The following is a 13,310-nucleotide window of genomic DNA, read 5'->3' as shown; positions in this document are numbered from 1 at the left end:
TAGAAAGCAGCGCTCCCAACTATTTCAGTGGCCACCAGGGCACCTTATCGCGGGTCGCCCCATAGACTTCTTTGAGCCCTTTGGGATCGATAACAAGCACCTGATCTACAGAACTTTCAGTCGATTTGCTGGCCTTGAGATAGCCTGCTTTGGCCATGCCCTTGAGTACCTGCTCAACGGTGCGGTGGTTAAGTTGGCAGGCGCGAGCAATTAAGTCTATGGGCAAATCAAAATAATATTCGCCAGTACTGTTGGGCTGACTGCCCAGGGTGCGCTCTTGGTAGACCAGCGCCCGCAGTAGCGAGGCCACGGCCTGGGGAGGATAGGTGCTGCAATTCAGTAAATGGTACTGAAACTTCTCCCGCAGCTCAAACAGCAAGTCATAGCGCTGCTTAAAAACAGCGTTTTCAGCGTAGAGCGCCTTAACAGCCATCACCGGCACTTTGATAATGTCGGTAGTTTTGTAGGCCTCAACTAGACTCGGAAAACCCTGGGATACGGTGCCAAACCCCACAGGCAGGCTGCGAATGCCAAAACATCCGGCCGGATAAGTCATAGCAATGACGCGATCGAGGGGGGTACTGCGCATGATGATCGGGCCACCATCGACCACGACATAGAGGTGGTCGAGCCAGGCCTGGGGCCGAAACGCCGTGTGAATTGGGCGGTTGGAGTAGAGTTTCTCGACAGCCAGCTGTTGGGGGTCAAGGTGCGATCGCAGGGCGTCTGGGCCCAGCTGGCGAAACAAAAAACACCCCGCACTCAATACTGCAATAGGGTCAGTCTCCAGATTTAGGCCACCGCGTCGCGTCATAAATTCCTAAAAGCAAGATCTTATTAGTCCATTTTGACCCCAAACACCGCAAACTTTACAAACCCAGCAATAATGCCTCAAACTTAGGGCCCCGTAGCCAGCATCCGCAGAAACTCACAAGCGACATCTACGTCTCAAGAGAGTGTTTACACTGCTGCGCAACCAAAACCAAAACAAACCAGGTCAAAACTTGACTGCAAGTTTAAATGAATTTCAATTCATCTCTAATATAATCGAAAAAGTTTTTCAGGCTGGTTTTATGGCATACGATCCGGTCAAGCGCAGTCGACGGTTAAATATCCTCTTAGGTCAGGGCTTTCTCCGCAATGCTGCTTTATTAATCGCGTTGGGGCTAGGGCTAACCGTACTAGTTGTGACCCATCAAGCGTTGGAGCAGATGAATTTGCCGGGCCAGTTGACCTGGTCAGGCTGGCTTACCCTACTCGTAACAGTGGCTGCGTTTTTACTCAACGCCATCACCCGCTTACCCGCAGAAGCCGTGTTTCTAGGAGCGTTGGCGATTTTACTCCTCAGCGGTGTGCTCGAAACCGGTGACGCTCTGGCCGGGTTCAGCAATCCCGGCATGGTCACCGTAGGCGTGCTCTATGTGGTGGTAGCTGGCCTTCAGCAAACCGGAGGGCTAGATATTATTTCGCGATCGATATTGGGCCTGCCTAAGGGAGAAACCCGAGCACTGCTGCGGTTGCTGCTGCCGGTAACAACGATGAGTGCCTTTCTCAACAACACCCCCCTGGTGGCTATGTTTATACCGGTGGTGGGTGACTGGTGCCGCAAACTGCGCATCAGCCCTTCCAAGCTGATGATTCCCCTCAGCTATGCCGCCATTATGGGGGGCATGTGCACCCTAATTGGCACCAGCACCAATTTAGTGGTCAATGGTTTACTGGTATCTGAAACCGACTATCCAGGGCTCAAGCTGTTTGATCTGGCCCCAGTGGGAGTACCCTGCGCAATCGCAGGCATCCTCCTGCTGGTGCTAGCCCAGCGCTGGCTGCTGCCCGCCCGCAAGCCAGCCGTCACTGAAGCCGTTGACCCCCGCGAGTACACCGTAGAAATGGTGGTAGCAGAGCACAGCCCCCTAGCCGGTAAAACGATCGAGCAGGCTGGGCTGCGCCATTTGCCAGGGCTTTACCTCACCGAGATTCAGCGCCGGGGGCAGTTGCTGACCGCTATTGGCCCCCAAGAAACGCTGCAAGAACAAGACCAACTGGTCTTTGTCGGCATGGTCGAGTCCATCGTTGATCTCAACCACATTCGCGGCCTACAGCCTGCCACTAACCAGGTCTTTAAGCTCGACACCCCCCGCATCGAGCGCAGGCTGATCGAAGCTGTGGTGTCTAACACCTGCCCACTAGTGGGTATTACCATTCGCCAAGGCAAGTTTCGTAGCCAATACGGGGCGGTGGTGCTGGCAGTGGGTCGCAACGGCGAGCGGTTGCCGGGCAAAATTGGCGATATTCGCCTGCAAGCTGGCGATACCCTACTAATCGAGGCCAACCCGTCATTTTTAGAAGAGCGCCGAACCTCGCGAGACTTTTACCTGGTCAGTGAGGTGCCCAATTCTGACACCCTGCGCCACGATCGCGCCCCCATAGCCCTGGCTATTTTGATATTTATGGTCGTGCTCGCCACCTTTGGCTGGATGGAGATGCTCAATGCCGCCGCCCTGGCGGCCGTACTCATGCTGATCACAGGCTGTTGTTCATTTCAGCAGGGCTTTCGTAGCATTGACTGGTCGGTGCTGCTGGTGGTAGCCGCCGCCCTTGGCATTGGCAAAGCTCTGGACGTGACCGGGGCCGCAGGAACGCTGGCCAGTGGATTACTCGGTCTAGCTGGCAATAACGCCTGGGTGTCCTTGGCCATTGTCTATGGCGTCACCACGATTCTCACCGAGGTAATTACCAATAACGCAGCGGCGGCGGTGGTGTTTCCCATTGCCCTATCGCTGTCTCAAACCCTGGGGGTGAGTTTCATTCCCTTTGTGATCGCGATTATGATAGCGGCCTCGGCCAGCTTTAGCACCCCTATTGGCTACCAGACCAACCTCATGGTCTATGGCCCCGGTGGCTATAAGTTCACCGACTTTATGCGGGTGGGCATTCCTTTTAACCTGACCTTTTGGCTGCTGTCAATGCTGATTATTCCTCGCATCTTTCCGTTCTAGGCCAGCCAGCCCACGGCCCTAGCCAACCAGGGCCGCGATCGCGCCGATAAAATCGGCTCAATCGCGGCCCTGGTTTCGTTTCTGGAGAAATGGTGAGAAGGAGATAACGTGTCTCAGCCGCCTTTAAAACCGTCTAAGCCTTAGCAGAGGCCGGCTCAAACTTGTGGGCGTGGTCTTGCAGCAGCGAGCTCACCTGACTGAGCACATTTTCGCCAGCCTTTTTCTGAATGGTCTGACGTTCGGGATAAAAGTCAGGCTGATCGAGGTTGCGGGAAATGGCCTGTTTTACCTGGTCGGCAATCAGATCAGACAGTTCGCCGCGAGCGCTTTCTCGCTGGAAGTTGGCCCCTTCTTCGGTGGTGGCGTAGAGGGGCGGCAGACGGTTGAGGGCGTAGGCCGCAATATCGCCCAGATCGATAGTTTTATCAGAGGTAGATTCAATTTCGGCCACCCGTGAAATCGCCTCGGTGAGCACCAGTTCTTCCATCACGTTAATGAACTGTTTGCGCGGCACAGCCACCACTTCGCCTGTCAGTAGGGCACCCATGAGGCGATCGAGCGCCATATATTCTTCGATCGACAGCTCAGCAGCCGTATCACAGATACGCCCTACCTCAGCTTCCATAGCAGGGGTTAAGTAGCCGTCTTGTAGGGCTTGTTCAACAATTTTTTCAATGGTCATTTGGCCAAAAACTCCTTAAGATCGGTGGATTAACGGCTTTTCTTAGAATCGGAAACTCGGGGTTACAACAGAGGTAGGTATCCACCCAGAGCTAGTGTGCCCCGATTGATTGGGCGGGTTACAGAAAACCGATAAAGACCGCTCGCAACCCAGAAGCAAATCAAGCATATTGGAGAAAGGCAATGGCCTGTTTCCAAATTTGGTGCTTGCGCTGGTCTTCGGTCTCCAGGCAAATGCATTGAGGGTCTTGCCAGACAATCTGACCCGCTAGTACGTCACCGGTCAGAAGTTTGACCTCAACGACCTGCTGATCTCGAATCAGGTTTTGAATCTGGCGGACGCTGGGAAAGCCAGTGGCAAATTCTTGGGACATAATGCTGAGCCAGTGAACACATGCTGGTCTTACGGTACCCTGTTCGGTTGGATTGAGAGACAGGGGATTTTTAATTTGTTGAAAAATACAGGCTAGAGGGCAATGAAGATAGAGCAAAGTCAGCACTCCTGCGGTATCGTCACACTGCCTCGTTTTCGTTGATAATTAAACTCATCTCTCTCGCACGCAGCGTCTATGGAATTCAGCAAATACCAGGGCTTGGGCAACGACTTTATTTTGCTCGACAATCGCCATCAGTCAGATCCACTGCTGACTCCTGAGCAGGCGATGCAATGGTGCGATCGCCATTTTGGCATTGGGGCCGACGGGGTTATCTTTGCGCTGCCGGGTCAGGAGGGCACCGACTACACCATGCGCATCTACAACTCTGACGGATCAGAGCCGGAGATGTGCGGCAACGGCATTCGCTGTCTGGCCAAGTTTTTAGCCACCCTCGAAACGGCTGACGGCCAACCGCCCCAGGTACCCCAGACCTACCGCATTCACACCCCGGCGGGGCTGATTGCGCCCACCCTCCAGCCCGACGGGCAAGTCACGGTAGATATGGGGCCTCCGTACCTGCTAGCTCCAGAAATTCCCACTACCCTGGCCACCCAGACGGAGAAGGTGGTGGATAGGTCGCTGACGGTGGCGGATACGACCTGGCAGGTCACCTGTGTGAGCATGGGTAACCCCCACTGCGTCACCTTTGTAGAAGATGTGGCGGCGATCGCCCTCGAAACGCTAGGCCCTCAGTTTGAGCACCATGAGGTATTTCCTCAGCGCATCAATACTGAGTTCATTCAGGTGGTGCGGCCTGACTATCTCAAAATGCGGGTGTGGGAACGCGGGGCCGGTATTACCCTCGCCTGCGGCACTGGGGCCTGCGCTGCATTGGTGGCTGGCGTGCTCAACGAACTGTGCGATCGCGCCGCCACTATCGAACTGCCTGGTGGCCCCCTGCACATCAAGTGGGCTGCCGCCAACAATCGTGTCTATATGACCGGGCCCGCCGAACTCGTATTCAGCGGCAACGCGGCCTAGTTCAAGGGGGCTGAGGTTGAGAGACCTTAGGCCTCTATCGGTCGCCGTACCAATATCCCATGGAGACCAGCGGCCTTGGCCCCTTCAAGATCGTCAGTTTTGCTGTCGCCTACATGCCAAGCCTGGCTAGCTGTACAGCCATGCTTTTGGAGGGCAGTGGCAAAAATGAGCGGGTCGGGCTTAGCGGCTCCCGTCTCAGACGAAATCGTGATCGAACTAAAGTAGCTAGCCAGATTAAGCTCCTCCAGCACCTGGTACAAGCGGGTATCGAAGTTAGAAATTATTCCCAGGGCAATGCCGCGCCGTTGCCAGCGTTCTAGCGCCGGGCGCACGTCAGGATAGAGCACCCAGGGATTAGGGGTGGCAAAGTGGGCATACAGGTCAGCGAAAAAACTGTCGAAATCGACAAAGCGATCGAGCACACCAGCGCTACTGAAGGTCTGCTGAGCAATCACGCGCCACCAGCCATACTCTTGTTTGGGCACCGTAGCCGGGTCACTCCCCGGGAAAGTCATCTCGGGGGCCGCCTTAAAAGCCCGAAAGAATGCCTGGTTGAGTGTTTTTGGGTCAGCGGTAATCCCGTGGTGCTGCGCTAAAGTAGCGTAGATTTCACCCACGCTACCCGCTACCCCAAACAGGGTACCAACCGCATCTAAAAAAATGACCCGAGGCTGAGGAGGGTTAGCCATCTAAAAAGCACTGTGGAAATCATCTGCTTTAGCTTAAAACTAAAGCAGATGATTGCACCGTCAGGTCATGTTTCACAACCTAATTATCGCCATAGGCATCCATGCCAACGCAGGAGCAGATCAGGTTGCGATCGCCGTAGGCTTGATCCACCCGATTCACCGCCGGCCAAAACTTGGCCTCACGGGTAAACGCGGTCGGGAACACGGCCTGCTCCCGGCTATAGGGGCGATTCCATTCGGCTACCAGGTCAGCAGCCGTGTGGGGGGCATTTTTGAGTAGATTGTTGTCATCGGCAGCGCCCGTTTCAATCGCCCGAATCTCATCGCGAATGGCGATCATGGCATCGCAGAAGCGATCGAGCTCCGCCTTCGACTCGCTCTCGGTGGGCTCAACCATCAGGGTACCCGCCACCGGCCACGACATGGTGGGTGGGTGAAAGCCGTAGTCAATCAGCCGCTTAGCCACGTCCTCGACACCGATATCGGCCGACTTCTTAAACGGTCGGACATCGAGAATGCATTCGTGGGCTACTCGCCCATTTTGGCCGGTGTAGAGAATGTCGTAGTGCCCCTCTAGACGCTGGGCCATGTAGTTGGCGTTGAGAATGGCCACCGCCGTTGCCTGGGTTAGCCCGGTGCTGCCCATCATAGCCACGTACATCCATGAAATCGGCAAGATGCTGGCGCTACCCCAGGGTGCCGAGGTCACCGCACCAATGCCCTGACTACCCCCCACACCAGCAACCAGGCTATGGCTCGGCAAGTAGGGCACCAGATGCGCCTTCACCCCAATCGGCCCAACCCCTGGCCCGCCGCCGCCGTGGGGAATGCAAAACGTCTTGTGTAGGTTGAGGTGGCACACATCAGCCCCAAAGTCAGCTGGGCGACAGAGGCCCACCTGGGCGTTCATATTGGCCCCGTCCATATAAACCTGACCACCATGGCGGTGCACGATCGCACAAATTTCGACGATAGCCGCCTCAAATACGCCGTGGGTGGAGGGATAGGTGACCATCAGCGCCGCTAGACGCTCACTGTGCTTTTCGGCCTTGGCCTGAAGGTCGGCCACATCGATGTTACCGTCGTCGTCGCAGACTACAGGCACCACTGTCATACCCGCCATGACCGCACTCGCTGGGTTGGTACCGTGGGCCGACTGGGGAATGAGACAGACCTGGCGGTGCTCGTCGCCCCGCTGGCGATGATACTCACGAATCACGAGCAGCCCGGCATATTCGCCCTGGGCCCCGGCGTTGGGCTGGAGAGAAACCCCAGCAAACCCAGTAATTTCTGCCAGCCAGGTTTCTAAATCTGCAAATAGCTGACGATAGCCCTGGGTTTGCTCAGGTGGTGCAAAGGGATGGATTTGGCCGAATTCGGGCCAGGTAACCGGCACCATCTCAGCGGTGGCGTTGAGCTTCATGGTGCAAGACCCCAGCGGGATCATGGCTGTCGCCAGGGAGAGATCTTTGGCTTGCAGGCGGTAGAGGTACCGCAACATCTCGGTTTCAGAGTGGTAGCGATTGAACGTGGGATGGGTGAGGTAGGCAGAGGTGCGTTGGAGCGTTGGTGGTATGGAGGGGGTGAGCTGTTGACCGTTAATCTTTGAGCTTTGGCCGTCAATAAAGACCGCGATCAAATCTTGCAGATCTTGCTCGGTAACGGTTTCATCGAGGGCAATGACCAGGGTGTCATGGCCTAGGGAGCGGAGGTTAATGCGGTAGTCTGCGGCCCGGGCGAGGATGGCAGCTTGGCGATCACCCACCGTCACCCGCAGCGTATCGAACAGGGGGTCACGGCCCAGCGCAAACCCAGCTGCGCTGAGGGCAGCCGCTAGAGTTTGAGCCCGATGATGGATGCGAGTTGCGATCGCCCTGAGGCCCTCCGGCCCGTGGTATACCGCATACATGCTAGCCATGATGGCCAGCAGCACCTGGGCGGTGCAGATATTGCTGGTAGCCGCATCCCGACGAATATGCTGCTCGCGGGTTTGCAGCGTCAGACGCAGGGCCGGGTTGCCGTAGGTGTCTCTAGACACGCCGACTAGACGACCGGGCAGTTTGCGGGCAAAGGCACTGCGAGTAGCCAAAAAAGCGGCGTGGGGGCCACCAAATCCCAAGGGCACGCCAAAGCGCTGGGTATTGCCCACGACAATATCGGCCCCAAATTCACCGGGGGGGCGCAGCAGCGTCAAGCTCAGCAGGTCGGCAGCAACGGTAACTAAGACATTGGCCCGATGGGCTTGGCCCACCACGTCTGCGTAGTCATAGATGGCACCATCGGTGGCCGGGTATTGCAGCAACATCCCAAACACAGGGGCGTCAAAGGTGAGGGTGCGATGGTCACCAACCACCACCTCAATGCCTAAGGGCAGAGCCCGGGTTTTGACCACACCAATAGTCTGGGGATGGCAGGCCTCAGAGATCCAGAAGGTTTTGTTGTCTTTCTGTTTGCGGGCGTTAAAAGCTAGGGTCATCGCCTCAGCGGCGGCGGTGCCTTCATCCAGTAGGGAAGCGTTAGCAATTTCCATGCCGGTCAAATCGGTCACCAGGGTTTGGAAATTGAGCAGTGCTTCCAGCCGTCCCTGGGCAATCTCGGGCTGGTAGGGGGTGTATTGGGTATACCAGCCCGGGTTTTCGAGCACATTGCGCTGAATCACGGGCGGGGTAATGGTATTGGCATAGCCGAGGCCCAAGTACGATCGCCATACTTGATTTTGGCCGGCGATGGCTTTGAGCTGCCCTAACGCAGCGGCTTCATCTAGCCCCTGAGGCAGGTTGAGGGGCTGTCGCAGCCGAATGCTCTGGGGCACAGTGGCGGTGATCAACTCATCCAGCGACGAATAGCCTAGGGCGGCCAACATCGCGGTTGTGTCGCTAGAGGTTGGCCCTAGGTGACGGGCCACAAACGGGCTGAGCTGAGTCTCGGAACTCAGGGATCTCTGAACCGATACTTCACTATCGGCACGGGGCGGCACAGCCGCGGCATCAACGGTGCTGGTCTGAGGAAGAAGTTGCGTCATACCCGTCTGCGGATGGCTCCAAATCGACAACTGTAGAGTGAGAATGCGCCCCAGCGTAGGGCCTAGTCACCTTCACTATCTTGAAACATATACGGCAAATTTGCCGAACCCTGGGAGGATCTGGACTATAGCTATATGCCTAGGCACTGCTTTGCAGAGTTGAAATGAAGGGAGCGATCGCCGCTGCCGTGTCTTGGGGCTTCTCTAGGTGGGGTACATGGCCACACTGGGGCACCCAAACCAGATCACTCTCGGCAATGGCAGCCTCAAACCGTCGCGCATCTTTAGTCCCCAAAATCTTGTCCTGTTCGCCCCAGATGATCCGAGTCGGGCAGTTGAGCTGGGCAATCTTCGGGCTTAAGAAGTTATAGCCGCCGCTTTTGGTGAAGGCAATTAGCGCCTCTTTCCAACCAGCGCACTTGAGGTGCAGGGCAGCACACAGTTCTGCATCGGCGGTCACTAAGGTTTGATCAAAGTAGGCTTGGCGGCTGATGCTGCGCCGCACCCTGGGGTTGCGCAAAAAAGCCGTTGCCCAGCTGTCTAGCGGTGGCACCATCAGCTGGCCCATGGCCGGCCCAGCCGCAAAGCCAGCCGCATCGAGCAGCACCAGCCCGACAACAGCATCTGGATAGGTGAGAGCAAAATCGATGGCAGCCGCACCGCCCATCGATGCCCCCACCACCACCACCGGGCGAGCAATCATCTGCTGCCAAAAGCTGTAAAGGTGCAGCTTAATGGCCCCAGGCGAAAGATCGGGGCTGAGGATGCGATCGCTAAACCCAAACCCCAGTAGATCGACAGCCCAAGTCGGCCCATAGAGAGCAAGCAGCGGTAGCAACCGCCGAAATTCCAGCAGTGAGCTGTCAAAGCCATGAATTAACACCACCGGTGGGGCGCTGCCATCAGCCCCGGCCTCGACGTAGGCCGTAGGAATCGCGGCATCCACCAAGGGCGTGTTGACAGCCGCCATCTTCACCTGTGCCGCCAGGGCAATCGACGAAGCTTCAGTTAGGCCAGCAGCAGCGGCAGGCAGCACAGAGATAGGCATAGAGCAAGAAAACTATCGAGACCTGCTGCATATTCTCACAAATTGATCTGCCCCAAGCCCCGCTAACCGATCGAGATCATCTCACCCTTCACTGATGCAGATGAATCATATGGGAGCCAATCGCGATGCCATACTCTCCATAGACGTCTTGCCCCAGCAGCCCCTGACTGCCGCCAATGGCTACTTTCACCTGCTCTCGCCGCAGTCCACCTATTTCCAAGACGTTGACATAGCCAACCGGTAGTTTGACCACGCTCCCGTCAGCAATCCTGGCCTGAACTTCGCCAACGACGGTAACGCCCACTGCCTGAGCCATTTCAGCTGTAATCAGCGTCCCGGTCGCCCCCGTATCAAACAGCATCGGAAAGTCTTGGGTGCCCTGAGCTCCTCCCAGGGTAACCGTCACTACTGGTGTCCCGCCTTGGCGTCGCCGAATGGGGATTTGCGCTGCCAGCCCCTCCGGCGCTGGTGGAGCCGGGGCGAGGGCGGCCGCTGGCACCAGACCACCAGTAGCCCGGCGCTGGGCTGAGGCCAGATGCTGACGATATTCCTCAGCCTTAGTCTGGGCCTGGGCACGGTTAGGGCTCTCATTCGGCACCTGCTCCATCAAAGTAATAGCCTGTTGCCACCGACTAGCCGCCAACTCCCAATCGGCGGTCGACTGAGCCGACTGGCCAATGGCGACAGCGCTGGTAGCGCGATTCACGGCTTCACGAAAGGAGTCTACAAGGGGAGCAGGGGCGGGCGAGGTTTCAACCTGGCTCAGAACAGGCGGGCGAGGCGGTGCAGGGGCAGGGGTTGGTGCCACCGACGACCCAGCAGACGACCCAGTATTAGAGCTCAGCCCACAGCCTCCAGCGCTCCAAACCAGGCTCCCCAAGATCATCCCCCTAAGTAAGCCTTGCTTAACCCTGCAACAAGTTGTCAGTACCCAGGCGCTATCCATATATCTGGCTCCTCTGTCCTGGGAGCAACTAACGTCTTGATCAGAGTTCCCCACCTGCCTTCAGAGGCAGTCATGCTTTAAACTTAATTAAATCTGGGTGTTCCTTGGCTTCGCGCCCTAGTCGAGACAGTCGCCTACGAAGTTTTAATCTTCTGGTAATGACCGAAAGCAGGGCTTTAGCCTTAGGATAATAGCGATTCTTAGTCGCTGAGAAAATTGCCATGGTTCTTCCTGACGCCCCCCCAGCAGTGCTGGTTTTAGCCGATGGTTCGGTCTTTCGAGGCTGGTCATTCGGAGCACCGGGCACCGTCATGGGCGAGGTGGTCTTCAATACCGGCATGACGGGATATCAAGAAGTCATGACCGACCCCAGCTACTGTGGGCAGATTGTCACCTTCACTTACCCAGAATTGGGGAACACAGGGGTGAACCCAACGGATGAAGAGTCTGATCGGCCTCATATCAAGGGGGCGATCGCCCGTAACATCTGCGAAATTCCCAGCAACTGGCGATCGACTCAATCCCTCCCCAATTATCTGAAGACGCACAAGATTCCAGGCATTTTTGGCATTGATACCCGTGCCCTTACCCGCAAACTGCGCACGGTAGGGGCGATGAATGGAGCGATTTCGACCCAGGTGCTCGACCCCCAAGAACTGCTGCGTCAGCTTCAGGATGCGCCCCCGATGGCCGGGCTTAATCTAGTTGACCAGGTTACCACCGACCAAGTGTACGAGTGGACTGAAGGGACTGACTCAGTGTGGGCCTTTGGGCCTGCGCCAGCGGCAGGTGAAACCCCACTCACGGTAGTTGCCGTTGATTTTGGGGTCAAGCGCAACATTCTACGTCGCCTATCCAGCTATGGTTGTCGGGTGATTGTGGTGCCAGCTGACACTACGCCGGAGCAGATCATGGGCTATCAGCCCGACGGCATTTTTCTGTCTAACGGCCCTGGTGACCCAGCGGCGGTTACTAAAGCACCAGAGCTCGTGCAAGCCCTGCTAGATTACTCGTTGCCGACCTTTGGCATTTGCATGGGTCATCAAATTCTGGGGCTATCGCTGGGGGCCTCTACCTTTAAGCTGCGGTTTGGCCATCGGGGGCTCAACCAGCCCTGTGGGCTAGAGCGCCAGGTTGAAATTACCAGCCAGAACCATGGCTTCGCTCTGGATGCAGCTTCTATCCCAACAGATATCGTAACGGTAACCCACCTCAATTTGAACGATCAGACCGTGGCTGGCCTAGCCCATAAGACGCTGCCGTTGTTCTCGGTGCAGTACCATCCAGAGGCTAGCCCTGGCCCCCACGATGCCGACTACTTGTTCGCCAAGTTTGTCGATACCATGCGCACCCATCGGCAACAGCGTTTGCCTGTCTAGGGTGGCGTGGGTGGCGAGCCGGGTTTAGAAGTTACGCTATATAAATGATAAATGGCAAAATTTTGCCAAACCGCTATATGCTATCTGTCTACGGCAGGGTGGTATGCCTAAATCTACTTAGGATGTGCTTCTGGCCTAAGCCTCTGCGACTACCTTAGGGGAGGTACGGTTTCACCCCTTGCAGACGACTGTATCCTGACCTATATTTAACGTCGAAATTGGAGCACCGAGGAGGTTTCCCATCGCTGAATCTCTAACCCTGACCGTAAGCTTACGAGGCACTCGCGATGTCAGGGGAACCTATCAACTGTTTCGCCTCACGGGTCTGCTCGATGCGTTCTCTGAGCCTGTTTTTCGTAAGGTGATGAGTAAGTACGTCGAAGCAGGGCCAAAAAATATCATTCTGGATCTGGCCACTATTGATTTTGTCGATAGTTCGGGTTTAGGTGCCTTGGTACAGCTAGTTAAAAAAGCGACCACCGATGGGGGTACAGTTCAGGTGGTCACTAACCCTCGGGTCACCCAGACCGTTAAATTGGTCAGGCTGGAGAAGTTTCTGTCGCTTCAGCCTTCGGTGGATGATGCGATCGCAAACATCGAGAACCCGCCCAGTGAATAGCTGCAGCTCCCGATTGCCCTAGTTAGAGGTATCTGTGGCTGACCTGCCCGCTGATAACCCTCCCCCCAGCCTGCAATGGCTGCTCCAGTTTCATGCCCATAGCGCTGCGATGGCCCTTTCGCCCGAGCAGGTCGGTTCACTCTCCCCGGTAGCGCTTGCCTACATTGGTGATGCGGTGTACGAGCTGTTTGTGCGGGGCGTGTTTTTATTGCCGCCTAAGCGCATTCAGGCGTTTCACCAGCAGGTTGTCAATCAGGTGCGGGCCGAGCGTCAAGCCCATCAGGTGCAGCAGCTTCTCCCCCGCCTCACTGACCCCGAGCGGGATCTGCTTCGTCGAGGCCGCAATGCCTCATCCCGAGGTCCCCGCCGGGTAGACAGCCAGGTGTATCAACAGGCCACTGGCTTTGAGGCCCTGGTGGGTTACCTTTACCTCACCAACCCCGATCGCTTAGTAGAGTTGCTCAGCACCCTAGAGTTCGATGGCCCTAATCTCACCAGCCATGACTAGG

At 56.5% G+C, this 13,310-nt stretch carries 12 protein-coding genes; 5 read left to right on the top strand and 7 right to left on the bottom strand.

Annotation, left to right across the window (positions count from 1 at the left end; genetic code table 11):
- Positions 1-19 precede the first annotated feature (19 nt).
- On the bottom strand, positions 20-814 hold the full coding sequence (locus IQ254_RS05200) for a Crp/Fnr family transcriptional regulator (protein WP_193965105.1): 795 nt from the start codon (positions 812-814) through the stop codon (positions 20-22).
- Positions 815-1,073: 259 nt separating this feature from the next.
- Here IQ254_RS05200 and IQ254_RS05195 point away from each other — a divergent pair, with 259 nt between their 5' ends.
- Entirely contained in the window at positions 1,074-2,999 is a 1,926-nt protein-coding gene (locus tag IQ254_RS05195) for an SLC13 family permease (protein WP_193965104.1), read from the top strand.
- A gap of 133 nt (positions 3,000-3,132) precedes the next feature.
- On the opposite strand, the gene IQ254_RS05190 is transcribed toward IQ254_RS05195, so the two are convergent.
- Together IQ254_RS05190 and IQ254_RS05185 are read right to left on the bottom strand one after the other, a co-directional pair.
- Positions 3,133-3,681: a late competence development ComFB family protein gene (locus IQ254_RS05190; protein ID WP_193965103.1), complete on the bottom strand. Its 549-nt coding sequence runs from the start codon at positions 3,679-3,681 to the stop codon at positions 3,133-3,135.
- Between the two features lie 160 nt (positions 3,682-3,841).
- Complete coding sequence (locus tag IQ254_RS05185; RefSeq protein WP_193965102.1) at positions 3,842-4,054, bottom strand: RNA chaperone Hfq; 213 nt, start codon at positions 4,052-4,054, stop codon at positions 3,842-3,844.
- Positions 4,055-4,249: 195 nt separating this feature from the next.
- Between IQ254_RS05185 and dapF the strand changes: the two genes are divergently transcribed.
- Positions 4,250-5,098: a diaminopimelate epimerase gene (gene dapF, locus IQ254_RS05180; protein ID WP_193965101.1), complete on the top strand. Its 849-nt coding sequence runs from the start codon at positions 4,250-4,252 to the stop codon at positions 5,096-5,098.
- A 26-nt stretch (positions 5,099-5,124) separates the two neighbouring features.
- On the opposite strand, the gene IQ254_RS05175 is transcribed toward dapF, so the two are convergent.
- From IQ254_RS05175 to IQ254_RS05160, 4 genes are all read right to left on the bottom strand, one after another.
- Positions 5,125-5,787, bottom strand: a complete 663-nt coding sequence (locus tag IQ254_RS05175; RefSeq protein WP_193965100.1) for an HAD family hydrolase — start codon at positions 5,785-5,787, stop codon at positions 5,125-5,127.
- Positions 5,788-5,866: 79 nt separating this feature from the next.
- Positions 5,867-8,809, bottom strand: a complete 2,943-nt coding sequence (gcvP, locus tag IQ254_RS05170; RefSeq protein ID WP_193965099.1) for an aminomethyl-transferring glycine dehydrogenase — start codon at positions 8,807-8,809, stop codon at positions 5,867-5,869.
- 139 nt (positions 8,810-8,948) lie between these two features.
- Complete coding sequence (locus IQ254_RS05165; protein WP_193965098.1) at positions 8,949-9,857, bottom strand: alpha/beta fold hydrolase; 909 nt, start codon at positions 9,855-9,857, stop codon at positions 8,949-8,951.
- Between the two features lie 88 nt (positions 9,858-9,945).
- Complete coding sequence (locus tag IQ254_RS05160; RefSeq protein WP_313887372.1) at positions 9,946-10,665, bottom strand: retropepsin-like aspartic protease; 720 nt, start codon at positions 10,663-10,665, stop codon at positions 9,946-9,948.
- A gap of 359 nt (positions 10,666-11,024) precedes the next feature.
- Here IQ254_RS05160 and carA point away from each other — a divergent pair, with 359 nt between their 5' ends.
- The 3 genes from carA (at position 11,025) to IQ254_RS05145 (ending at position 13,309) form a co-directional block, all read left to right on the top strand.
- On the top strand, positions 11,025-12,182 hold the full coding sequence (gene carA, locus IQ254_RS05155) for a glutamine-hydrolyzing carbamoyl-phosphate synthase small subunit (RefSeq protein WP_193965097.1): 1,158 nt from the start codon (positions 11,025-11,027) through the stop codon (positions 12,180-12,182).
- A gap of 241 nt (positions 12,183-12,423) precedes the next feature.
- Positions 12,424-12,801 (top strand): STAS domain-containing protein, encoded by a 378-nt coding sequence (locus IQ254_RS05150; RefSeq protein WP_369011290.1) that lies wholly within the window; start codon positions 12,424-12,426, stop codon positions 12,799-12,801.
- A gap of 34 nt (positions 12,802-12,835) precedes the next feature.
- Positions 12,836-13,309, top strand: coding sequence for a ribonuclease III domain-containing protein (locus IQ254_RS05145; RefSeq protein WP_313887371.1), 474 nt, complete (start codon positions 12,836-12,838; stop codon positions 13,307-13,309).
- Position 13,310 lies beyond the last annotated feature (1 nt).

It is taken from the genome of Nodosilinea sp. LEGE 07088 (genome assembly GCF_015207395.1).
In the GTDB taxonomy this organism is placed as follows: domain Bacteria; phylum Cyanobacteriota; class Cyanobacteriia; order Phormidesmidales; family Phormidesmidaceae; genus Nodosilinea.
Note: the sequence above shows the minus strand (reverse complement) of the source record. Positions and strands in the feature narration are given on the sequence as shown.